A 22,649-nucleotide genomic window follows, 5' to 3' on the forward strand; every position below is an offset into this window, starting at 1 on the left:
CCAGTCAGGGCTGGGCGGAGCGGATGGACATGCCCCCTCGTTTCAGCGCGCCGACAAATTCCTCTGGCGCATCGGCCTCGACGCAGAGATGGGTGAGCTGCGTCGCGTTCAGCACATGAAAAGGGGCGCTGGTGCCGAGCTTATCGCTGGTCGCCGCGACGATGATCTGGCGGCTTCGTACGGCAAGTGCGCGCTTGAAGGCGGCGTCCTCGAAATGGAAGACCGAGACGCCGCCATCCGGTGCGACCGCGCAGGCACCAAGAAAGCAGATATCCGGGGACAAAGTGGCGATTGCCTGCATCGCTTCGGCCCCCAGCGCCGCGCCGGTGTGGCTGTCCAAGCGCCCCCCGATCAGGATCGTCTCGATGTTGCCCTTTTCCGCCAAGGCCAGGGCGATGGCTGGCGCGTTGGTTGCGGCAATGAGCGGCATATCGTCGGGCAGGGCGCGGGCAATGGCGAGATTGGTCGATCCCGCGTCGAGAAAGAGTAGTTGACCCTGCGCAACGAATGTGACGGCGACCTGCGCCAAGCGCGTCTTGCTGTCGAGATTTTCCGCGTTGCGGATAGCGACGGGCTTGTCGGCCGCAGCAACTGGCAGCGCGCCGCCATAGACTCGTCGGCAGATCCCCTGGTCGGCAAGCTCGCGCAAGTCCCGCCGGATCGTATCCTCGGACGTGCCGAGTTCCCGCGCCAAATCGCCCGCGAGCACGCGCCCCTGAGCGGCGAGGCGCTCTTGGATGAGGCGGTGACGTTGTTCGGGGAGAAGAGAGGCGACAATCGAATCGTGCATGATCATGCATTATCATGGACAATCAGGCATTGCAAGGCGAGCGAGTATCGATCTTGAGTGCGCGACGCAGAATGGCTGATGGACGGCTGCCGGGCGGCATTTTCCGGTGTGTCGAATTTCCCCACAACAAAGTCTATTAAAATAGTAGACATATAAGATTCGCCTGCCTACAGTCCAGAATACCGTGTTCAAGCAGACACCCGCGCCGCATCGTGCGGGCGGGCATTGATCACCTGTCCCGCGGCCCTATGACGTCTGTTGCAGACGCGGGGGCGGGGCCCAGCGTCCTTTGGACAGAAAGGTATTTGTTGATGCTGAGGTCTTTTACACGCCCGCTGGCGCTCGCGGCGCTGGTTTTCGGGCTGGCGCTGCAGTCGCCTGTTCAGGCGGGTCCGACACTGGACAAGATCAAGGAGCGCGGGGTCATTCGGGTCGGCGTCGGCAGCCAGCCCGGCTTCTTCTCGCCAGATGCCAACGGCAAATGGCAGGGATTCTTCGTCGATTTTGGTCGCGCGCTGGCCATTACCGTGTTCAACGATCCCGACAAGGTCGAGTTCACCAATTCCTCGCCGCAGCAGCGGCTTCCCGCGTTGCAAGCCGGCCAGTTCGACGTTCTCTTGTCCGCCGTCACGGTCACGGTCTCGCGCGCCTTCAAGCTGAATTTCCATTTCGGCCCGGTGGTCTTCTATGACGGGCAGGGCATTCTGGTGAAGAAGTCGCTTGGCGTGGAGAAGGCGGCCGATCTCGACGGCGCCACCATCGGCGTGCAGAGCGGCACGACCGGCGAACAGAATATCGCCGATTTCTTCAAGAAGACCGGCAAGACCTACAAGTCCGTCGTGATCGAGGATACGGACACGTTCACCCAGGCGCTCATCTCCGGCCGCGTCGATGCGCTCACCCAGGACGGCTCCGATCTCGGCTTGCGCCGCGCCGCGCTGCCGCATCCAGATGACTATGTGCTGCTGCCCGAGCGGTTGTCGAAAGAACCACTTGCGCCGGCGGTCCTGGGCGGCGACGACCGTTGGCTCGAGCTCGTCAACTGGACGGTTTACGCCACCATCCAGGCCGAGGAATGGGGCATCACCAGCCAGAATGTCGACGATTTCCTGAAGAGCGACGACCCGGCGATCAAACGCTTCCTCGGCGTTGACCCTTCGCTCGGCGAAGCGATCGGCCTTGATCCGAAATTTGCCTACAACATCATCAAAAAGGTCGGCAATTACGGCGAGATTTTCGAACGCAACCTCGGCAAGAATACGAAAATCGGGTTCGACCGCGGTCTGAACAACCTTTGGACCAAGGGTGGGCTCATCTATTCGCCGCCGTTCCGGTAAGATGTTTCCCTTCTCCCGCAGCACCGCTGCGGGAGAAGGGATTTCATGGCATCATATTCGTCCCATGACCGATCTCACCTTTCCATCGCCTCCGTCCAAACCCGGCCCATTCGGTGCGTTGCGCCTGTGGTGGGGCGATCGACCGCTTGCGCAAAGCTTTCTTCTCGCGGCGCTGTTTGCCCTTCTGGCATTGTTGACGCACAATATTCTGACAAGCATGGACCGGCTCGGCATGGCGCCGAGCCTCAGCTATTTGTGGCAGCCGGCCAGTTTCGATATCAGTGAATCGCTCATTCCCTATCAGGCCGGCGATCCTTATTGGCTCGCCATTCTCGTCGGCTTGCTCAATACGCTGAAACTCGCATTTTTCGGGTGCCTCTTGGCCACTGTGCTGGGCGTGGTGCTCGGCGTCGCGCGTCTGTCCGGCAATCCGCTTTTGTCGCGGCTCGTGCAAATCTATGTCGAGCTCATCCGCAACACGCCGCTCACGCTGCAATTGTTCTTCTGGATCGCGACGACGCACGCTCTGCCGCCGGCGAGACAGGCGTTGCAACCCTTGCCGGCGACCTATCTCTCCGTGCGCGGCGTTTTTCTGCCTTGGTTCGACGTGAGCGGCGGCAGTCTTTGGCCATTATTCGCCATTCTTGCGCTTCTCGCCATCACACTCCGCCTGTTGCTGCGCCGGCGACAAAGGCCGCCGTCGATCGGCAGCGGGCTCGCGCTCTTCGTTGCGTTTCCGGCTATCGCCGCGCTTTACATCTGGCGCGCAGGGCTTTCCTTTACCTTGGACATGCCTAGTTTGCACGGGTTCAACATCACCGGCGGCGTGACGCTGACACCGGAATTTGCCGCGATGCTCACCGGTCTCACCATCTATTACGCCGCGATCATCTCCGAAATCGTGCGCAGCGGCATCCAATCGGTTGGCGTCGGCCAATGGGAGGCTGCGCGGGCGCTCGGGCTGCCGCGCGGGCGGATCATGCGGCTCGTCATCATACCGCAGGCCATGCGGGTGATCACACCGCTGATGACGTCGAGCTATCTCGATCTCACCAAGGACACGACGCTCGGCATTCTGATCGGCTTCACGGAAGTCACCGCGATCATCAAGACCAGCGCCAACAACACCGGCAATGCCGTCGAGACCATCATCGTCCTGATCGCCGTCTTCCTGAGCGTCAGTCTGCCGGTGTCGGCGCTCATCAATCTTTATAACCATTCGCTCGCGAAGCGCGGAATGCTTGCCTCATGAGTCTTGCCCTTTCTCCCTTGAAGCCGCGCTGGACGCCGGCCGGCCAATGGCACCGGCTGCGCCGCGCGTGGTTCAATTCGACGGCCAATACGATCATCTCGCTCGTTGTCCTTCTGGCTCTCGCGTGGGTCGTGGCGCATGTGCTGAGCTGGGCCTTGTGGGATGCGACGTGGACTGGCACCGGACAGGATTGCCAGGCGCGCGGCGGCGCGTGCTGGGCCTTCGTGTCGGCCAATCTCCGGTTGATGCTGTTCGGCACCTATCCCGGCAGCCTTCTCTGGCGCCCGGTACTGAGCCTCGTGCTGCTGGTGGCGCTCGTCGCGGTCAGCATGGTGCCGCGGGCCTGGAGCCGGACGTTGGGGATCGCCTGGGTCGCCACGCCGCTGGCCGTATGCCTCTTGCTCGGCGGTTTCGGCGGCGACCGGCAGGTGTCCACCAACGATTGGGGCGGCTTGCCGCTCACCCTCCTGATCTGGACCATCGCCTATGCGCTCTCGTTCATCGTCGCGGTGCCGCTCGCCCTGGCGCGCCGGTCCCGCATGGGCGGCCTGCGCCTTGCTAGCGTCGGCACGATCGAACTCATCCGCGGTGTGCCGATGCTGGTAACGCTCTATGTGAGCCGTTTCATCGTGCCGATGATGCTGCCGGGTTTCGAGATCAATCTGTTTTTCAGTATCGAAGCGGCGCTGGTCTTTTTCGTCGCGTCCTATCTCGCCGAAATTCTCCGCGCCGGCATCCAATCCCTGCCGGCCGGTCAATCGGAGGCCGCGCGGGCCTTGGGGCTGTCTTACGCGCAGACGGTGCGCCTCATCATTTTGCCGCAGGCCTTGCGGGCCGTCATTCCGGCGCTCGTCAATCTCGGAATCGGTCTTTTGCTCAGCACGCCGCTCGTTGCCGTCATCGGCATGACCGATTTCCTCAGCGCCGTGAAGGAGGCCGCGAGCCACGAGCAGGATTGGCCCGGTTGCTATACCGTGGCCTATTGCTTCGCCGCGCTGGTGTTTTTCGGCATCTGCTTCAGCGCGTCCCGGTATAGCCTGTGGCTGGAGAAAAAGCTGAAAGGGGCGGGGAAGAAAGCCGCCACCTGAGGGGACCGCCGGGCTGCGGCCGGCCGCGAGTCGGGCATTCTTCGGCGATGCTTCCATTGAACATTTGCCGATGGTGTATTAGAACATAAACGGAACGTCCGCCCGGGAGATGTGTGAGAAATTGCATGACAGGTAAGATGCGCGCGGCGGATTTCCGCCGAACAGAAAAAACTCTGAAAAACAAACTGAAAGCTGATATGAAATCTCATGCTAGTCGCCATTCGGGCGGTGCGAAACCCGTATGAATCGAGGGGCGGCGGGGCCATGCATATCGGTTTCGGCGCCGCATGGCTGCCATTCATGGATCGTTCATGCGGCCCTGGTATCTGCTCACACTTTGGCAAAGTCTGTTGCATTCTGGCCCTGCGTATCCTAAGCGCGGCGGTTCAGGCCCCTTTGCCGCGTTGACTGCCTGGACAAGGATCGGATCGCAAGCGTCATGAATCAGATGGATGTTGGACTTTTCGAGCGTTCGGCGATGGCTGCGCCCGCACCAATGGCCATGTTGCGGGGGCCGCGCCGTCCTGATCTGATCCGCGACGAACTGTTGGCCGAAATCTTTGCCGCAACTGTTGCCACGCGGCCCGATGCCATCTGCATGAAAACGCGCAAGATGGCGCTGACCTATGCCGAAGTGGACGCCCGTGCGACGGCGATCGCACGCGGCCTCGTAGCGCGTGGCATCCGCCCCGGCCAGATCGTCGGCCTGTGGATGAAGCGCGGACCCGACCTTTTGATCGCGCAGATCGCCATTGCCAAGACAGGCGCCGCCTGGCTGCCCTTTGACGCCGATGCGCCGATCGAACGCATTGCGGTCTGCCTCGACGATGCGGAAGCGGTCGGACTGCTGACCGCGCCGGATCTCGTCGCCAATGTGCAAGGCCGGGTGGCGTGCCCGGTCTTGACCGCCGCGGCGCTCGTCGACCCTGCCGACTATACGCCCGTCGATGCGCGAGCGCTCGGCGCGACGCCGGGCCATCCTGCCTATCTCATCTATACGTCTGGCTCGACCGGAACGCCCAAGGGCATCGTGATCTCGGGCCACAACATCTGCCACTACCTGCGCGCGGCCAACGAGACATTCGGCTTTCAGGCCGATGATGTGGTCTTCCAGGGCGCGTCGGTCGCCTTCGATCTCTCGATGGAAGAGATCTGGGTGCCTTATCTCGTCGGCGCCAGCCTGTTCGTCGCGAGCCCGGAGATGATGGGCGAGGCGGACAAATTGCCGGATGTCATGGAGGCGGCCGGGGTCACGGTGTTGGACACGGTGCCGACGTTGCTCGGCATTCTGCCGCGCGACGTCGCATCCCTGCGTATCATTATTTTGGGCGGCGAAGCCTGCCCGCCGGCGATCGCGAACCGCTGGTGCAAGCCGGGGCGCCGGATTTTCAACTCCTACGGCCCGACCGAGGCGACGGTGGTGGCCACCGCGGCGGAGGTACAGCCGGGCGGACCGGTGACGATCGGCGGCCCAATCGCCAATTACACCTGTTATGTCGCGGACGAACAGCTCAATCTGCTCGCCGCGGGCGTCGAGGGCGAATTGCTGATCGGCGGGCCGGGTGTTGCCAAGGGCTATCTCGGTCGTTCGGATCTCACCCGCGACAAGTTCGTCGCCAATCCCTTCGTATCCGACGGCAGCGATCCCATTCTCTACCGCTCCGGCGACGCCGTGTTGATCGACGAAAACGGCCAGATCGCCTTCCGCGGCCGTATCGACGATCAGGTGAAGGTACGCGGGTTCCGCGTCGAACTTGGCGATATCGAGGCAAAGCTCGACGAGGCGCCCGGCGTCGCCCAGGCCGCCGTCGTCTTGCGCACGGATGACAATATCGATCAGCTCGTCGCCTTTCTCGTCGCCGAGCCGGGGGCCGCGTTGGAGGCGAAGACGCTGCGCGCCGGCCTGCGTGAGTCCTTGCCGCCTTACATGATTCCGAGCCGGTTCGAATTCGTCGAGCAATTGCCGCTCCTGTCCTCGGGCAAGGTCAATCGCAAGGAACTCAAGCAAATTGCGCTGCTGCATGCCGGCATGGGCGAGGCGCAGGAAGAGCCGCAGACCCCGACGGAAGCAAAACTGCTGGAGGCGGCCAAACGGGCGCTGCCGCCGCAGACCATTCCCTTCGATGCCGACTTCTTCACGGAGCTTGGCGGCCATTCGCTGATCGCCGCGCGCTTCGTCTCGGCCGTTCGCGAGACGCCGGAGCTGGCGGGCATCACCTTGCAGGACGTTTACGGTGCGCGCACCCTGCGCGCCATGGCGGCCTTGCTCGATGCCAAGGCCGATCGCACCGGTCCGGCGCGCGATCTGTCGTTTACGCCGCCGCCGCTGCTCCGGCGCTTTCTGTGCGGCCTCGCGCAGGCCATTTCGCTGCCCTTCATCCTCGCGTTGATTTCGGCGCAATGGCTCGGCGTCTTCATTTCCTATCAATTGCTGACCGATTACGACGCGCCCTGGTGGCAGGAGGTTTGCTATCTCCTCGGCGTTTACGTGTGCATCGATCTCGTCACCTTCGTCTTCATCATCGCCGCGAAGTGGCTGATCGTGGGACGCCATAAGCCGGGCCGCTATCCGCTGTGGGGCGTCTATTATTTCCGCTGCTGGCTCGTGCAGCATCTGCACATGGTCGTGCATTTCAACTGGTTTCAGGGCACGCCGGTCGCGCGGTTCTATTTCTGGGCGCTGGGCGCCAAGATTGGCAAGAACGTCCTCATTCCCGATATGGAGACCGGCGCGCCGGATCTCATCACGATCGGCGACGGCGCGGCGATCGGCGGCAAGGTCAACATCGCCAACATGCGGGTTGAAGGCAACGAGCTGATCATCGGCACGGTCGAGATCGGCAACGACGCCTATATTGGGTCTTCTTCGGTGATCGAAGAGGATGTTGTGATCGGCGAGGGCGCGGAGCTCAAGGATCTCACGGCCGTTTCGGCCGGCACGCGGATCGGCGCGTTCGAAATGTGGGACGGCTCGCCCGCCCGCAAGATCGGCAACGTCGACAAAGCCTCCTTCACGCCTTGGCCAGAGGCGACCAAGACGCGCAAGGGGCTGCAAACGTTCGCCTACATTATCGCGATGCTGGTTCTGCCGCCGCTCGGACTTCTGCCGATCTTCCCGGCCTTCTGGATGTTCGATCAGGCTGATACTTGGTTCGATTTTGGCGATCATTCCACGTTCCTGGCGTGGACTCCTGTGCTTGCCTGGCCGATGGCGTTCTTGATGATTTTGGTGACCGTCGCTTTCATCATCGTCGTACGCTGGCTGGTGCTGCCCTCAGTGCGCGAGGGCAAATATTCGATCCATTCGTGGTTCTATGTGCGCAAGTGGATCGTCAGCCTGATGACCGAGATCACGCTCGATACGCTGACCTCGCTCTACGCCACATTGTACATGCGCGCGTGGTATCGCCTGATGGGCGCGAGGATCGGCAAGGATGCGGAGATTTCCACCAATCTGGCGGGGCGCTACGATCTCGTCGACATCGGCGAGAAATGCTTCATCGCCGATGAAGTGAATTTGGGCGACGAGGACATTCGGCGCGGCTGGATGCATCTTGAGCGGGTGCAAACTGGTGCACGCGTGTTCATCGGCAATTCGGCGGTCTTGCCGCCGGGCTCGAACATCCCCGCCGGCGCGCTCATCGGCATCAAATCTAAGCCGCCGGCCAATGAATTGATCTCGGAAGGCGATACTTGGTTCGGTTCGCCGCCGATCAAATTGCCGGTCCGCCAGCGTTTCGACGGCGGCGGTGCCAACTGGACCTATGAAGCGCCGAAGTGGAAGAAGTTTTTGCGCGGCTGTTTCGAGGCAGTGCACATTTCCATCCCGACCATGCTGTTCATGACCTTCGGCATTTGGGCGGTGGAAGTGTTCGGGCCGCCGCTGCTCGACGGCCGCTATGGCGACACGTTCTGGCTATTCATCGTCTGGTCGTCGGTGACGTCGCTCGCCATGACCGGCATCGTCATCATCATCAAATGGCTGACCATGGGGCGCTATGAACCAGTGATCAAACCGATGTGGTCGTGGTGGGCGATGAGCACCGAATCGATCGCGGTGATGTACGGCGGCATGGCCGGCAAGGTCCTGCTCGAGCATTTGCGCGGCACACCCTTCTTGCCCTGGGTGCTGCGTCTCTTCGGGGTCAAAGTCGGCAAAGGCGTTTACATGGATATGACCGACATCACCGAATTCGACTGCGTGACGATCGGCGATTTCTGCGCGCTGAATTCCGGCTGCGCGCTGCAGACCCATCTTTACGAGGACCGGGTGATGAAGGTCGGGCGCGTAAAGCTCGGGCGCGGCGTGACGGTCGGGTCGGGCGCCACCGTCCTCTACGACACCAAGATCGGTGATTTCGCACGGCTCGGGCCCTGGACCCTGGTGATGAAGGGCGAAGAAATTCCCGCTAACAGCGAGTGGGCCGGCGCGCCCGCCGAAGTCAAGCAGCGTGTAGGCTGAAGAATCTAGCCTCTCGCGCCGTATATCCTCGAAAATCCGGCGTGGGATAGGTCGGGGTGAGACAAATTACGACTATACATACCGGATATCGGTGCAATAAGAGGCATGGTTTGCCCTTTCAATCCTCTGTCTTCTGCCGTCCGGTTCCATGTCCCATAATTCCTTCGGTCATCTCTTCCGTGTCACCACATTTGGCGAAAGCCACGGCAAAGCGCTCGGTTGCGTGGTGGATGGCTGTCCGCCCAAACTGCCCCTGACCGAAGACTTCATCCAGGGCTTCCTCGACAAGCGCCGGCCCGGCCAATCGCGATTCACGACGCAGCGGCAGGAGCCGGATGCGGTCAAGATTCTTTCCGGTGTTTTTACGGATGAGAAGACGGGGCAGCAGGTCACCACCGGCACGCCGATCACGCTCCTGATCGAGAATGTCGACCAGCGCTCGAAGGATTACAGTGACATCAAGGACAAATACCGCCCCGGCCACGCCGATTATACCTACGACATGAAATACGGCATCCGCGATTACCGCGGCGGCGGCCGCTCCTCGGCGCGCGAGACGGCGGCGCGCGTGGCGGCGGGCGCCGTGGCGCGGCAGGTGGTGGCCGGGGTCACCATTCGCGGCGCTCTGGTGCAGATCGGCCCGCATAAGGTCGACCGCGGCAATTGGGATTGGGACGAGATAGGCCGCAACGATTTCTTCTGCCCCGATGCCAAGGCCGCGCAATTTTATGCAGAATATCTCGATAGCATTCGCAAAAGCGGCTCATCCGTGGGCGCTGTAGTCGAGGTGCAAGCCGAAGGCGTCCCGCCCGGCTGGGGCGCGCCGATCTATGGTAAGCTTGATTCCGAGCTTGCCAGCGCGCTGATGAGCATCAATGCCGTGAAAGGGGTCGAGATCGGTGACGGTTTTGCCGCTGCAGAGTTGACCGGCGAAACGAACGCCGACGAAATGCGCGCCGGCAACGATGGGAAGCCCTTGTTCCTGTCCAATCACGCCGGCGGCATCCTGGGGGGCATTTCGTCCGGCCAGACGATCATCGCCCGTTTTGCAGTGAAGCCGACCAGTTCGATTCTGCAGGATCGGCTCACCGTCGACCGCTACGGCGCCGAAACCGATATCTTCACCAAGGGCCGCCATGATCCTTGTGTCGGCATCCGGGCCGTGCCGGTGGGCGAGGCGATGATGGCTTGCGTGCTGGCCGACGCCTTTCTGCGTCACCGGGGGCAAGTGGGCGAGGGCGCAGGCACCTGGCCGGTGCCGCGTTAGCCCGTACTTTTGGCGTTCTTGTTCAAGTCCCAGCCGGCGACCCAACGGCGCCGCAAAGCATCGCCTTCGCCGCGAAAGAATGTCTGCGTGAGCGCGCTCGCCATCACCCGTTCGGGGCGGAAATTGCGTAAATCTTGCCGCAGCTCGCACCAGGCGACAATATTGGCGCTTTCCGAATAATAGATCAGCGCGATGGGCCGAATGATCCGCTCGGTCGTGCGCCCCGCCTCGTCACGATAGATGATCGCAAGCTTTTGTTCGTCGCGAATGGCCTGCCGCACCAGCGCGAGATCGATCGCTTCTGGCGCGGGCATGACACTGCCCCAGGCGAAGAGGGCATTGGTGTCTAGATTGCGGCGCAGGGGCTCGGGCAGGGCGGCTGCAATTTTTTGGCCGGCCTGCTTGGCGGCCTGTTTCAGCCCCGTGTCGCCGGTCCGCTCCAACAGGGCGAGCCCAAGGACCACCGCTTCCACTTCCTCGATCGAGAACATCAGCGGCGGCAAATCGAAACCCGGACGCAGGATATAGCCGATGCCGCGGCCACCCTCGATCGGTACGCGCATCGCCTGCAAAGCGGCGATGTCGCGATAAATCGAGCGCTGGGTCACTTCGAGCCGATCCGCGATTTGCGCCGCCGTCACCGGACGCTTCGCGAGCCGGAGAATTTGAATGATCTCGAACAGACGCGACGCCTTGCGCATGGCGGCCTCCAGGGATGGAACACAACTGACACATCCTTGGCAGTTGCGATAGGGTATCTAAGCGCACAGGCCCTTGGAAAATAGGGGCTCTTTCTAAGATCTCTTCTTCTCGTGCGCGTGCAACTGACATGACCTACGCTCAAAACCTTTGGCTTTTCTTCGTGCTGCTGGTCGGCATCATCATCGTTCCCGGCATGGACATGCTGCTCGTCCTCTCCAGCGCCCTGACCGGCGGGCGCAAGGCGGGGCTTTCCGTGACGGCTGGGCTGATGGCGGGCGGCGCCTGTCATACGTTGTTCGGGCTCGCCGGGGTCAGCGTGCTGCTTGCTGCCGCGCCTTCGGTCTTTACCGTTCTTTTGCTTGCCGGCGCGCTGTACATGGCTTGGATTGGCCTGACGCTGATCCGCAGTTCCATCACGGTTGGCGTCGAGGCGGGCGCGCAGCACATGTCGCTCGTCCACGGCTTTCGCCGGGGGCTGATGACCTGTTTGCTCAATCCGAAGGCCTATTTGTTCGTCATCGCGGTGTTTCCGCAATTCTTGAGCCCGCAATACGGCCCGCTCTGGCCGCAGGCGATCGTCATGGGGCTGATGACCATGCTCACCCAGGGAGCGGTTTACGGCAGCGTGGCGCTGGTCGCTGGAAGCAGCCGCGATTTCCTCGTCGGCAGTCCCGGCATCACCATTCTTGCAGGACGTCTGGCCGGGATCTTGTTCATTCTCGTTGCGGGCTTGACCGCCTGGCACGGATGGACGGCGGCATAGGCCCTCTCGACGGGCCCTAAGGCTGCGTGACCGCGACGATCGGTCCAAGCGGCACGATTCCGCCGACGGTGCCGTCGCGTGCCGTGTAGAGGGTCGATATTGAGCCATCGAGAAAGAGCGCGTTCGGCGTGCCGAGGCGGTCTTTGAACAGACTGGCGAATTCGAAGAACGTCACGGGCTCGCGCGCGTAAACGAAGTAGACGGCGTAACCGTCGCGCACGCCGACGCCATTACGGATTTTCGCCGAACCGTTTGCCGCGCGGATGCGAGGATGGAGGCGGCCATTGATCACGAGCATCGGACCGGATTGCGTCGCAAACACATCCGATCGCCTGGCATTGAGATAGCTCGTCGTCTCGGCCACTCCGGCCTCATTCGCGCCGAGGAAGAAAACGCCGTTGGGCTTGAGATGAAAATTGCCGAACCCGTTTCGCAGATTGGCGGCGTGAACGATGTGCCCATTCTCGATATAGAGGCCGACGGGGGCGAGATTCTCGTCGTACATGCCGCCGTTCATGGCAAAGACAAGCTCTTGTCCCTTGCTCGCGAGTGTCGCCTTGAGTCTGTCGACGCCGGCAAACGGCTTTCCATCAGAATCGCTCCAATACAAGCGGATATGATCCTGCCGCGCATCGAAAGTGCAGACCGTATAATCGTGGTTTTGGTCGCGCATGTTTGTGCAAGCCGGCTGCGCGCTGGCCGGACAGGCCGGCTCCGCGAGTAAAGCCGCGTAAGTAGCGGCGAGCACAACGAACGTATTCTTGAGACTCATGGCGTTCGCCTCATTTCGGATGCGCTAATGGGAGGTCCGCGCATCGAGCAGAATCTCAAGAATCTGCTTGGCACTTTGATCCCATGTCTGCCAGGGCATGTCGTCGGATTTGGGTGCCGCGCCTGCTTGGTCCAAGGAGACCCATGTCTTGACGCATTCGGCGAGGTCTGAGGGCGCGACACCGGAGAAATACAGCCCGTGTTGGCCGACGACTTCCCGGAAAACCGGAATGTCGCGCGCGATGATCGGCAATTTATGTTGCGCCGCTTCGATCAACGGCAGGCCAAATCCCTCGCCCTCGCTAGCGGCGATGAGGCAAGCCGAGGCGGCATATATCTTTTCGAGATATTCGTCGCTGATCCCTTCGAGCCAGAAGAGGCGCGCATTGAACTCACGGTGATTGCGAAGTCTCTCGATGAGCGCCTCGACGCCCCATCCTTGCTTGCCGACGAGGACCAAATTCAAATCCTGACGCTGCGCCCACAACTCGTCGAATGCCGCCAGAATTTGCGTCTGGCCCTTGCGCGGCTCGATCGTTCCGACCGCAAGGAAGCTCCGCCTCGCTCTCAGCGAGTCCAGCACATGTGTCGCACCGTCCGGCATGCCCGCGGATGGGAGCGAATTTGTAATGTCCGCGCCGTTGTGGACCCAAGTGATACGCAGTGAATGTTCTTGTTCGCGAGGCTGTTGCGCCGTCCACGACGCAAACTCATCCGCAACAGCTTTTGAAACGCATATCGCTCCGTCGAATTGGCTGATTGTTTTCAGCCATTGCCAATGGAGCCGATAGACCATGTCGGGATCGGCCTTGTTCATGCGGAAATAGTGCGGGAGCAGAACGGGGAGCAAATCGTGGACAGTGAAATACAACCGGACGCCGAGAGCGCTCAGGTATCTATAATAGTCGGACTGACCGATGACGACATCGTGTTGCAGGTCGAGGCCGAGAAAGACGTCCCCCGCGCAAGGCTCGATCGGCGCGTCATCGAGCTCGGACAGACCCAGATCGAAGAATGAATTGGCAAAGCGGCGCGCATAATAATAGCCGGTACGGTCCGCATGCGCGTAGACCGGTTCAACGCGCCAACCTGCCGGCGCATTCTCGTACAGGGCTTTGAGAACGCTGCGCGTGACGCGCTGAACGCCGGTCTTGGCATCGAATTGAACGATGCCCGAAATGTCGACGAAGATCTGCGGTTCAACGTTTCGCGGAAAACTGGCCGCGATGGCTTGGGCCGTTAATCGCAGGTCTTCGCCTAATGGTCGCTCGCACTCCAGCTCAGCGATGGCGTGCAGGAGCGCCGGTGCCGGCTGGCGCATATCGTTTGCGGAGAATGGTGGTTTGGGATCGCCTGTCTCGCTCCGCTGCATTGTCGAGACAAGATGCTCGTAAGTGCGCAACATCCGTTGTGCGATGGCTTCTTGATCGGAAGCTGCGGCCCGATCCAGTGCCATGGCGGCCAAATCATTGCGCGCTTCGTCTCGCGCGGCCGCCGGAATGTCCAAAGAGAGCTTGAAGGCCGGGTCGCAGAGGAGGGCTATTTCCAGTTCCTCATGGTGCGCGCTCGGCAGGGCGCCGTAAGCACTAACAGCATTCGGTGAGGGAGAGGCCGCGGTAGCCGGTTCATAGCGGAGGATTGCGGTTGCGTATGGGCGCTGCATGCTAGGGGCGAAAGCCGGCGCCTGATCGGTGTTGTCGTGCGCCGCGAGACGGATCTCCTGGACGAGATCCGGACGCAGCTTCGCCAGGAAAGCGTCGCGAATAAGCTGCGACACCTGGTTGCGCTGACAACTCGCTTCCGGATTGGCCGAGGTCAATGGCACGCTTTGCCAGGCCAAAATATTGCCGGGCGGCAGAAAACGCATCAGCGCATGACGAAGAAAATGGGCGCTCTCCGACTGCGTCGCATCCAACAGGGTAAAAATCTCGTGCGTGCCCCGGTGTGTGAAAAGGGTTCGCGCGAGCGCGAGCGAATATCTGCCCACGTCAGAAGAGCGGCCGTGCAATTGTGCGGCCGCCAGATCGATAACAATACGCATATCAAAAGCCTTTTTTGCTCGATTCGATCATCTGAATCAGAAGCAATTCAATATTCCTGGCGTGGTCTGAAATCGGAAGCAGGAGGGTCCTTGCGTCGCCGCTTGGCGTATCGGAAAGTGCCTGCTGTGGCGAGAGGTCGCGAACAAGCGCGGTCGCCCCGGGGATCGATTGCGCAAGGCGCCGCGCTGCGGCGCGGAAATGGGGGCGTTGAGAGGCTTCGCGCCGCAGCCGGTCGAGAAGCGTGACGGCAAATCTGTGCGGCCGGCTGCCGGGGGCAAGGCGGCCCCAGGCATTCAGGCCGCTGAGCAAATGGCGCAGGGGCCCGGTCAACCGCAATGCAGCCCGTCTGCTGCTATCGGGCGACCGCGTCTGATCATTTGCCGCAGAAGAGTCTAAGCGATCCATTGGTCCAGATATTGCTAACTAATGTACTGCCGCGTCGTCATACCCGCTGAGTGGTTGGGGTGTCCATAGTTTATCGTCGAGGGCATTGCTGCGGCGGAGAGCGCATCTGCTATTGCCGACAAATCGGGCGCAATTTGCCTCTTTACCGGCCTTTAGAATTGCTTTTCGCCTTATTTTAAGCAAAACATTCATCCATTTCGCAGGTGCGAAATAATCGATTGGGGCTCTTAGGCCTTTCGGCCGGGAGCAGAAGGGCGCGTGCGTCCTGTAAGCAGCCGAGGGGGAATGGATGACCAAATGGGTATATACGTTCGGGGATGGCAAGGCGGAGGGCAATGCCTCGGGACGCAACCTGCTCGGCGGCAAGGGTGCCAATCTGGCGGAAATGTCCAATCTCGGCCTGCCTGTGCCGCCCGGTTTCACGATTACGACCGAAGTATGTACCTATTTTTACGCCCATAGCCGCACCTATCCAGAAACGCTGCAGGGCGATGTTGATGCTGCTCTGGCCCATATCGGCACGCTGACCGGCCGCCAATTCGGCGATGACGTCAATCCGCTTCTCGTCTCGGTCCGTTCCGGCGCCCGCGCGTCGATGCCCGGAATGATGGACACGGTGCTCAATCTCGGCCTCAACGACGCGACGGTTCAGGCGCTCGCCAAAAATGCCGGCGATGAGCGCTTTGCCTACGATTCCTATCGCCGTTTCATTCAGATGTATTCGAATGTCGTGCTCGATATCGATCCGCACAATTTCGAGGATGTGCTGGAAGAATATAAGGAGCGCAAAGGCTATGTGCTCGACACCGACCTGACGGCGGCCGATTGGCAGCGTCTCATCGTCGACTATAAGAAAATCGTCGAGCGCGAGAGCGAAAAGCCGTTCCCGCAAGATCCGCGCGCGCAATTGTGGGGTGCGATCGGCGCGGTGTTCTCGAGCTGGATGAATGCGCGCGCGATCACCTATCGCCGCCTGCATGATATCCCTGAGAGCTGGGGCACGGCGGTGAATGTACAGGCCATGGTGTTCGGCAATATGGGCGATACGTCGGCGACAGGCGTCGCCTTCACGCGCAATCCCTCGACCGGCGCGCACGAACTCTATGGCGAGTTTTTGGTCAATGCGCAGGGCGAGGATGTGGTCGCCGGCATTCGCACGCCGCAAAACATCACGGAAGCGGCGCGCATCGCTGCCCAATCCGACAAGCCGTCGATGGAGACGGTGATGCCGGACGTCTACAACCAATTCGTGCGCGTGACGCAATTGCTGGAAAAGCATTATCGCGACATGCAAGATCTCGAATTCACCGTCGAGCGCGGCAAATTGTGGATGCTGCAGGCGCGCAGCGGCAAACGCACCGCGAAGGCAGCTTTGCGCACTGCCGTCGAGATGGCTAACGAAGGCTTGATCACGCGCGAGGAGGCGATCGCGCGTGTCGAGCCAGCGGCGCTCGATCAGCTCCTGCATCCCACCATCGATCCGAAAGCGCCGCGCAAGATTCTGGCAGCCGGCTTGCCGGCCTCGCCCGGCGCGGCTTGCGGCGAAATCGTGTTCTCGTCCGACGATGCCGAACAATTGAAGGGCGCCGGTCGCAAAGTCATTCTGGTGCGCGTCGAAACCTCGCCCGAAGACATTCACGGCATGCATGCATCAGAGGGCATTCTGACGACGCGTGGCGGCATGACGTCGCATGCGGCGGTGGTCGCGCGCGGCATGGGCAAGCCCTGCGTGTCGGGCGCAGGAACGGTGCGCGTCGATTATGCCAACGAAACCCTGTCGGTGGCGGGCACGACGTTGAAGAAAGGTGACATCATCACGATTGACGGCACGTCGGGTCAGGTCTTGATCGGTGCCGTCGCGATGCTGCAGCCGGAATTGTCCGGCGATTTCGGTACGCTGATGGGCTGGGCCGATGCGGTGCGGCGCATGAAGGTGCGCACCAACGCAGAGACCCCGGCGGATGCGCGTGTCGCCCGCACCTTCGGGGCTGAGGGGATCGGCCTGTGCCGGACCGAGCATATGTTCTTCGAGGATGACCGCATTGTCGCGGTGCGCGAGATGATCCTGTCGGACAACGAGAAGGGCCGCCGCGCGGCGCTTGCCAAGTTGCTGCCGATGCAGCGGCAGGATTTTGCCGAATTGTTCGAGATCATGTCAGGCCTGCCGGTGACGATCCGTCTGCTCGACCCGCCGCTGCATGAGTTCCTGCCGCATACGGACGAAGAGATCGCCGAGGTGGCGAAGGCGATGAATGCGAGCGCCGAGAGGCTCAAGCAGCGCTCAGCCGACCTGCACGAGTTCAATCCGATGCTCGGCTTCCGCGGGGTGCGTCTGGCGGTGGCGTTCCCGGAAATCGCAGAGATGCAGGCGCGCGCGATCTTCGAGGGCGCGATCGCGGCCAGCCAAAAGACCGGCAAGGCGGTCACGGCCGAAATCATGGTGCCGCTCGTCATGACGAAGGCCGAACTCGATCTCGTCAAGGCGCGCATCGACGCCATGCACGCGGCGGTGAAGCAGGAGACGGGCGTCGACGTGCCGTATCAGGTCGGCACGATGATCGAATTGCCGCGCGCCGCGCTGCGCGCCGGCGACATTGCGCAGACGGCAGAATTCTTCTCGTTTGGCACCAACGACCTCACGCAGACGACGCTCGGAATTTCGCGCGACGATGCGTCGTCGTTCCTTGGGCCTTACACGGCGAAGGGCTTGCTGCCGCACGATCCGTTCGTGACGCTCGATCAGGAGGGCGTTGGCGAATTGGTGCAGCTTGCCGCCGCGCGCGGCAAGGCGGCGCGGCCGGCGATCAAACTCGGCATTTGCGGCGAGCATGGCGGCGATCCGGCCTCCATCGCCTTCTGCGAGAAGGCCGGTCTCGATTACGTCTCTTGCTCGCCCTTCCGCGTGCCGATCGCACGGCTCGCGGCGGCGCAGGCGGCATTGGGCAAAAAGGCTGCGAGCCAAGCGTAATGGAGTTAAGCTGCGCCGGATCCTATCCATGATTGAGGACGGGCCCTAATGCGGCAAGCTCAAACGACGCTCACGATCGAGACGAGGGGCATCGCCCTTTACGACTTTACCCACGATGTCGCGCGCGCTGTGACGGCGAGCGGCATCGCGACCGGTCTCGCCACACTGTTCTGTCGTCATACGTCTGCATCTCTGCTGATTCAGGAAAATGCCGACGCCACGGTGCAGGTTGATCTGCTCGCCTATTTTGCCCGTGTCGCGCCAGAGGACGAGCATCTCTATACGCATCGTCTCGAAGGCCGGGACGATATGCCGGCGCATCTGCGCGCTGCGCTGACCCAATCGCATCTTGCCATTCCGATCGGGAACCGACATCTGCTTCTCGGTACATGGCAGGGCATCTATCTCTTCGAACATCGTCGCATGCCGCACAGCCGCGAAGTCGTCGTGCACGTGATCGGAGAATGAAAGCCGACATGGCCTCGCAGGCATCTCCCCTCGATCTGTCGTCGTTGCGCGTGGGTGGTAAGCGCGCGATGGCGCGGGCGCTGGCTGCGATTGAAATCGGCGCGGGTTCACCGGAGCTCGCAGCTTTTCTTGACGCCTGCGTCGCGCATCGGCGTGCGCATATGATCGGCCTCACGGGGCCGCCCGGCGTCGGCAAATCGACGCTCAGCAATGCGCTCATCCGATCCTGGCGCGCGAGCGGTGCGACGGTAGGGGTCATCGCCGTCGATCCGTCATCGCAGCGGACGGGTGGGGCGCTGCTCGGAGATCGTGCACGGCTCGCAACCGACCCGGAGGATCGAGGCATCTTCGTGCGCTCGATGGCGGCGCGCGACCGGCTCGGCGGACTCTCCGACCATGCCATCAGCGCCGCGGTCATCATGGGCGCCATCTATGATTATGTGCTGATCGAAAGTGTCGGCATCGGCCAGTCGGAGGCGGATATTTCGCTCGTCGCCGACAGCGTGATCCTCTGCATTCAGCCGGGATCGGGCGATTCCCTCCAGTTCATGAAAGCCGGCATCATGGAAGTCCCCGATGTCGTCGCCGTGACCAAGGCGGATATGGGTGCGCCCGCCCAGCGCGCCAAGGCCGAAGTCGAGGGGGCCTTGACCCTCGCGGCGCCGGTTTCATCCTGGAAGGTGCCGGTTGTCGCCGTGTCGGCGACAACCGGCAGCGGTCTTGACGGCCTCGCGGCGGCCCTCAACGCCCATGAAAGCTGGATGGATAGCAGCGGTCAGCGCGTGCGCCGTCGTGTCCTGCAGCAGCGCGGCTGGATCCGAGAGGCCATCCGTGTGCGCTTCGGCAGCGAGGGTTTAAACGCCGCCGCAAGCCTTGAGCAGAATGAACAAAAGCCGTTTCAAACGGAGCTGTCTTTGGCGAAAAATCTGATGCGGCGCTATCAACCCTGATTGCCGCGCCAGCACTTCAGCCCTCGAGTTCCGGTTCCTTGAGCAAATCCCTCGGGTCGAAGGCATAGGTCCCCATGGTGATTTCACCATCCGGCGTTCGGGGCCATTGGTCGCGTGGGCGGTCCCAATAGAGTTCGACGCCATTGTCATCAGGATCGCGCAAATAGAGGGCCTGGCTGACGCCATGGTCGGCCGTGCCTTCCAGCGGAATCTGAGCGGCGACGAGGCGCCGCAACGCGTCGGCCAGCGCCGCGCGGGTGGGATAAAGAATGGCAAGATGAAAAAGCCCAGTCGTCCCCGGCGCGGGCGGACTGCCGTCCTTGCTCTGCCACGTGTTCAAGCCGATGTGGTGATGATAATCGCCCGCCGAGATGAAGGCGGCCTGATCGCCGATGCGTTTGATCAGTTCAAAGCCAAGGACGCCGGTATAGAAGGCGAGGGAGCGGTCAAGATTTGCGACTTTCAAATGGACATGCCCGATGCGCGTGCCCGGATCGATCTTGCGCGGTGCAAGGCCTGGGTGCGGGACAAATTTTTGCTGCGGCATCGATCATCCTCTGGTGACGGCATGTTTTGGCATCATGGCAGCGTGGTAAGATAAGCACAAGCGGCCGGAATCTTTGAAGATTGCCTATTCTTCTTTCCGGGGACGGCCGTTCTGCCGTGGCGCGATCGGCTAGCATGGAAGCGTCAATGGGCTTTGCCAGAACTGTAGCGGACTTTGCTGCGCCCTGGATTAACGCTTCCGCAAGGATAATCGGCGATAAATCACATGCATCACATAACGCATGTGTCTGTGACATTTGCGCCACAGAATTTCTCGCTGATTCGGCGTTCGCGCAGTCGTCCGCCAGCATGGAACGGTATATGGGTCGTTTGCGTTTGCATTGGGCTGTCGGGACATTCGCGCCGTGGTGTGTTGCCACAGCGTTGCTGATGTCCTTTACCGCCGAGGCGGGGCAAGAGCCGCACCCATTCGGCGCCAGCGTGCTACGCTTCAATTCGACCGAGGCGCCCGCCGATTTGATTCCAAAATCGCATGCACATGCGTCTGTTTCGAACGCGATGATCGTGGCTCTACCGCAAAACGACATTGTGCGCCGAGCCGCAACGGCCATGCGTGGCTCCAGCGAACTGGACGAACCCAGCGATGGGCCGCCGCCGCGCATCGTGCTTAAGGGGCGGGGGCACGCGGCGCCGATCATCGTCGACGATCACAAATCCGCGCCGCTCGACATTGTTCAGGCGGGTTCGGCGACGAGTTGGGACGACTTTGTCGCCGACGCGGACGCAAGCAATCACGCACCTTTCGCCGTCTCGGACGATTTTCGTGTCGCCGTTTCAGGCTTCACGGCGGAAGAGCCACAGACTGCCGCGGAAGACGATGTCCAGACGTTGCAGCCGACGCCGCAAGCCGATCTCCTGTCGTTGCAGGGCCTCAACACCGCCAGCGCTCGCCGCGAAGCCAATGTGAAGCGTGCGCAAAACGGTGCGACCCCGGCTGTGCCGCGCGCCATGGCGCTCAATTCGACGACACCGATGGCGAACGACTTCATGCCCGTCGAAGTCGCGTCCTACAGCAGCGCCGTGCCGCTCGGACCGGACGCGACGCTCGTGCCGCGCAGCGATGGCGGGCGTCCCGACTATACGTCGCTGATCGATTCCGCCAACCAGGACAAGGAACTGCGCTGCTTGGCCGAAGCCGTCTATTTCGAGGCGCGCAGCGAACCGGAGCAGGGCCAGGCAGCGGTGGCGCAAGTGGTGCTCAACCGGGTGAAGAGCGGCCTCTATCCGACGAGCGTTTGCGGCGTCGTCTATCAGAACCGCAGCCATTATATGGCCTGCCAATTCTCCTTCGCCTGCGAAGGCAAGTCGCTGCGCATCACTGAGCCAGATTCTTGGGCTACGGCCATGCGCGTCGCGAAAAGCGTATGGGACGGCTCGACCTATGTCGCTGACGTCGGCGGCGCGACGCACTATCACGCGAATTATGTGGCGCCTTACTGGGCACGAAGCCTCAAACGCGTCGACAAGATAGGCCATCACATCTTCTACGAATTGAAGCCCGGGCAGACGTGAGCGTCGCTGTGATGTGACGCACGAGATCACCTGCCGAAACGTGTTGGCCGCCTGGCACTGGATCGACTTTTGCCCCTTAATGGCCCTACATTGCCGACCGGATGATCTCAACCGGTTCGCGCCCATGCCGTTCTCACGCCTTGCTGTCAAATTCGGAATTTTACTTGTCTTCCTTCTCGCGTGTGGGACCGCGCTGGCGCAGGACTCGCGTCGCGTGCATGTCGTTGCCTATGCTTTGTGGGGCGACCAGAGTGTCTTCCGCAGCGAGGCGACGTTGGCTGCGGATATCGTCCTGCGCAAATATGCACACGGCGACAAGCTTGTGCGGGCCAATACGCGGCGGGATGGCCCGGCCACGGCTGAACAACTGGTCTCGGATCTGCAAAGGATCGGCGCGAAGGCCGATGACGAAAACGATGTGTTGTTTCTCATTCTGACCTCGCATGGCGACACGCAAGGCATCGGCATCGTGACGCCGCGGCGCGAGCAATTGTTGCCGCCCGCCGGCCTCAAGGCTCTTATCGACGAGAGTGGCATTCGGCACCGGGTGGTGATCATTTCGGCCTGTTATTCGGGCGTTTTCGTGCCTGCCTTGGCCGATCCGAATACGTTGGTGATTACCGCTGCCGATGCGGACCACTCCTCGTTCGGCTGTCGTGACGGCGCGAAATGGACCTATTTCGGCGAGGCGTTGTTCGATCAGGCGATGCGGCGCGGCGGCGGCTTGAAAGATGTGTTCGCTACGGCAAGATCCTTGATCGCCGAACGGGAAGCGGCGGAAGGTTTCCCACCTTCCAATCCGCAAATGGCCGGCGGCGAAAATGTGCTGCCGTTGCTCGACCAATGACGGTCACTGCACTGGCTTAGGACATGTTAAGTTCACAATACCTGTTTGCGTCGCCAAAGAACGGGGAATGAATGTGGATAGGGTCGTCTCTTGGCAAAAATTTGAGGGAGCAATCATCTTCTTTGCGGGAATATTATTGTTTGTTTTCTTCCATTCTGAGTTGCCGTGGTGGATAGCGCCTTTGGTGTTTCTTGCTCCAGACCTCAGTTTCGCGAGCTATATTTTTGGTCCAAAGATTGGAGCTTTCGGTTACAACTTAGTGCACGTCTATGCTTTTGGTGCAGTGTTTATGACTGCGGGCATGGCCTTTTCGCTACCAGTCTTGAGCGCTCTGGGCGGACTTTGGTTCGCCCATTCCGGCTTTGATCGGATGCTTGGCTATGGATTAAAATCAACAGAAGGTTTTACCTTTACGCATCTTGGTCTGATCGGAAAGTCATCCGATCCCAGGAAATGAA

Annotated in this window: 17 protein-coding genes; 12 read left to right on the forward strand and 5 right to left on the reverse strand. The window is 61.3% G+C overall.

All coding sequences use genetic code 11. The annotated features are described in order from the left end of the window. Nucleotides 1–4: 4 nt before the first annotated feature. Nucleotides 5–796, reverse strand: coding sequence for a DeoR/GlpR family DNA-binding transcription regulator (locus V9T28_RS07425; RefSeq protein WP_116398379.1), 792 nt, complete (start codon nucleotides 794–796; stop codon nucleotides 5–7). Between the two features lie 305 nt (nucleotides 797–1,101). On the opposite strand from V9T28_RS07425, the gene V9T28_RS07430 reads away from it, so the two are divergent. The 5 genes from V9T28_RS07430 (at nucleotide 1,102) to aroC (ending at nucleotide 10,196) form a co-directional block, all read left to right on the forward strand. Beyond that, nucleotides 1,102–2,127 (forward strand): amino acid ABC transporter substrate-binding protein, encoded by a 1,026-nt coding sequence (locus tag V9T28_RS07430; RefSeq protein ID WP_116398380.1) that lies wholly within the window; start codon nucleotides 1,102–1,104, stop codon nucleotides 2,125–2,127. A gap of 64 nt (nucleotides 2,128–2,191) precedes the next feature. Then, the gene (locus V9T28_RS07435; RefSeq protein WP_245423798.1) at nucleotides 2,192–3,379 is read left to right on the forward strand and encodes an amino acid ABC transporter permease; all 1,188 of its coding nucleotides are present in this window, start codon (nucleotides 2,192–2,194) and stop codon (nucleotides 3,377–3,379) included. Next, on the forward strand, nucleotides 3,376–4,467 hold the full coding sequence (locus V9T28_RS07440; protein WP_116398381.1) for an amino acid ABC transporter permease: 1,092 nt from the start codon (nucleotides 3,376–3,378) through the stop codon (nucleotides 4,465–4,467). Before V9T28_RS07435 ends, V9T28_RS07440 begins: the two co-directional genes overlap by 4 nt. A gap of 439 nt (nucleotides 4,468–4,906) precedes the next feature. Then, nucleotides 4,907–8,929, forward strand: a complete 4,023-nt coding sequence (locus tag V9T28_RS07445) for a Pls/PosA family non-ribosomal peptide synthetase (RefSeq protein ID WP_116398382.1) — start codon at nucleotides 4,907–4,909, stop codon at nucleotides 8,927–8,929. A gap of 148 nt (nucleotides 8,930–9,077) precedes the next feature. Further along, complete coding sequence (gene aroC, locus V9T28_RS07450; protein WP_116398383.1) at nucleotides 9,078–10,196, forward strand: chorismate synthase; 1,119 nt, start codon at nucleotides 9,078–9,080, stop codon at nucleotides 10,194–10,196. Here the strand turns inward: aroC and V9T28_RS07455 are convergent. Next, nucleotides 10,193–10,897 (reverse strand): helix-turn-helix transcriptional regulator, encoded by a 705-nt coding sequence (locus V9T28_RS07455; RefSeq protein WP_116398384.1) that lies wholly within the window; start codon nucleotides 10,895–10,897, stop codon nucleotides 10,193–10,195. The two genes, aroC and V9T28_RS07455, sit on opposite strands and share 4 nt — an antisense overlap. Before the next feature lie 128 nt (nucleotides 10,898–11,025). On the opposite strand from V9T28_RS07455, the gene V9T28_RS07460 reads away from it, so the two are divergent. Further along, on the forward strand, nucleotides 11,026–11,661 hold the full coding sequence (locus V9T28_RS07460; RefSeq protein ID WP_116398385.1) for a LysE family translocator: 636 nt from the start codon (nucleotides 11,026–11,028) through the stop codon (nucleotides 11,659–11,661). Nucleotides 11,662–11,677: 16 nt separating this feature from the next. Here the strand turns inward: V9T28_RS07460 and V9T28_RS07465 are convergent, their stop codons facing one another. Together V9T28_RS07465 and V9T28_RS07470 are read right to left on the reverse strand one after the other, a co-directional pair. Beyond that, nucleotides 11,678–12,433 (reverse strand): phosphodiester glycosidase family protein, encoded by a 756-nt coding sequence (locus tag V9T28_RS07465; RefSeq protein WP_116398386.1) that lies wholly within the window; start codon nucleotides 12,431–12,433, stop codon nucleotides 11,678–11,680. A gap of 24 nt (nucleotides 12,434–12,457) precedes the next feature. Further along, on the reverse strand, nucleotides 12,458–14,473 hold the full coding sequence (locus V9T28_RS07470) for a glycosyltransferase family 4 protein (protein WP_116398387.1): 2,016 nt from the start codon (nucleotides 14,471–14,473) through the stop codon (nucleotides 12,458–12,460). Between the two features lie 695 nt (nucleotides 14,474–15,168). On the opposite strand from V9T28_RS07470, the gene ppdK reads away from it, so the two are divergent. The 3 genes from ppdK to V9T28_RS07485 are packed head-to-tail and all read left to right on the forward strand — an operon-like array spanning nucleotide 15,169 to nucleotide 19,265. Then, entirely contained in the window at nucleotides 15,169–17,847 is a 2,679-nt protein-coding gene (gene ppdK / locus V9T28_RS07475) for a pyruvate, phosphate dikinase (RefSeq protein ID WP_116398389.1), read from the forward strand. Between the two features lie 48 nt (nucleotides 17,848–17,895). After that, nucleotides 17,896–18,315 carry a secondary thiamine-phosphate synthase enzyme YjbQ gene (locus tag V9T28_RS07480; RefSeq protein ID WP_116398390.1) on the forward strand — a complete coding sequence of 140 codons (420 nt, stop codon included), beginning with the start codon at nucleotides 17,896–17,898 and terminating at the stop codon, nucleotides 18,313–18,315. Continuing rightward, nucleotides 18,312–19,265 (forward strand): ArgK/MeaB family GTPase, encoded by a 954-nt coding sequence (locus V9T28_RS07485; RefSeq protein WP_116398391.1) that lies wholly within the window; start codon nucleotides 18,312–18,314, stop codon nucleotides 19,263–19,265. Before V9T28_RS07480 ends, V9T28_RS07485 begins: the two co-directional genes overlap by 4 nt. A gap of 16 nt (nucleotides 19,266–19,281) precedes the next feature. Here the strand turns inward: V9T28_RS07485 and V9T28_RS07490 are convergent, their stop codons facing one another. After that, nucleotides 19,282–19,812 (reverse strand): VOC family protein, encoded by a 531-nt coding sequence (locus V9T28_RS07490; protein ID WP_116398392.1) that lies wholly within the window; start codon nucleotides 19,810–19,812, stop codon nucleotides 19,282–19,284. A 320-nt stretch (nucleotides 19,813–20,132) separates the two neighbouring features. On the opposite strand from V9T28_RS07490, the gene V9T28_RS07495 reads away from it, so the two are divergent. The 3 genes from V9T28_RS07495 to V9T28_RS07505 all read left to right on the forward strand — a co-directional run bounded on the left by V9T28_RS07495 (nucleotide 20,133) and on the right by V9T28_RS07505 (nucleotide 22,648). After that, nucleotides 20,133–21,344, forward strand: coding sequence for a cell wall hydrolase (locus V9T28_RS07495; RefSeq protein WP_245423800.1), 1,212 nt, complete (start codon nucleotides 20,133–20,135; stop codon nucleotides 21,342–21,344). Nucleotides 21,345–21,468: 124 nt separating this feature from the next. Continuing rightward, complete coding sequence (locus V9T28_RS07500; RefSeq protein WP_116399746.1) at nucleotides 21,469–22,191, forward strand: C13 family peptidase; 723 nt, start codon at nucleotides 21,469–21,471, stop codon at nucleotides 22,189–22,191. A 67-nt stretch (nucleotides 22,192–22,258) separates the two neighbouring features. Further along, a complete protein-coding gene (locus V9T28_RS07505; RefSeq protein WP_116398393.1) occupies nucleotides 22,259–22,648 on the forward strand; it encodes a DUF4260 domain-containing protein in 390 nt (129 codons plus the stop codon). The last annotated feature ends 1 nt before the right edge of the window (nucleotide 22,649 follow it).

Origin of the sequence: Methylovirgula sp. 4M-Z18, assembly GCF_037890675.1 — a bacterium.
Classification (GTDB): domain Bacteria; phylum Pseudomonadota; class Alphaproteobacteria; order Rhizobiales; family Beijerinckiaceae; genus 4M-Z18.